Consider the following 400-nt stretch of genomic DNA (forward strand, 5'->3'; position numbering starts at 1 on the left):
ATGGCAGAGTCCGGCTGAATGCACCTGACTTGAAATCAGGCGAAGGGTCAAACCTTCCGGGGGTTCGAATCCCTCTCTCTCCGCCACATTCTGAAAAAGCCCGCTTAACTAAGCGGGCTTTTGCTTTCAAATGGCAGTCAGTGTTCCATTGCAATCACATATAGATATCAGCCTGTTCAGGAAATAATCGCTTTAGCCACAGTGATGTTAAATTCTGAGCAGATTGTTTGCATATTGCGCACTTGGTTGATTTTATTTGAAATAGAGCTTTTCAATCACGATAAAATCATTATGATACGCACCACTCAACGGAGAGATGGCAGAGTCCGGCTGAATGCACCTGACTTGAAATCAGGCGAAGGGTCAAACCTTCCGGGGGTTCGAATCCCTCTCTCTCCGC

Annotated in this window: 1 tRNA gene; it reads left to right on the forward strand. The window is 46.5% G+C overall.

The window, feature by feature from the left end:
- Nucleotides 1–310 precede the first annotated feature (310 nt).
- A tRNA-Ser gene (locus ACXAG2_RS20890) sits at nt 311–399 on the forward strand.
- Nucleotide 400: the final 1 nt, after the last annotated feature.

This window comes from Alteromonas sp. ABH4_456, from assembly GCF_056160645.1.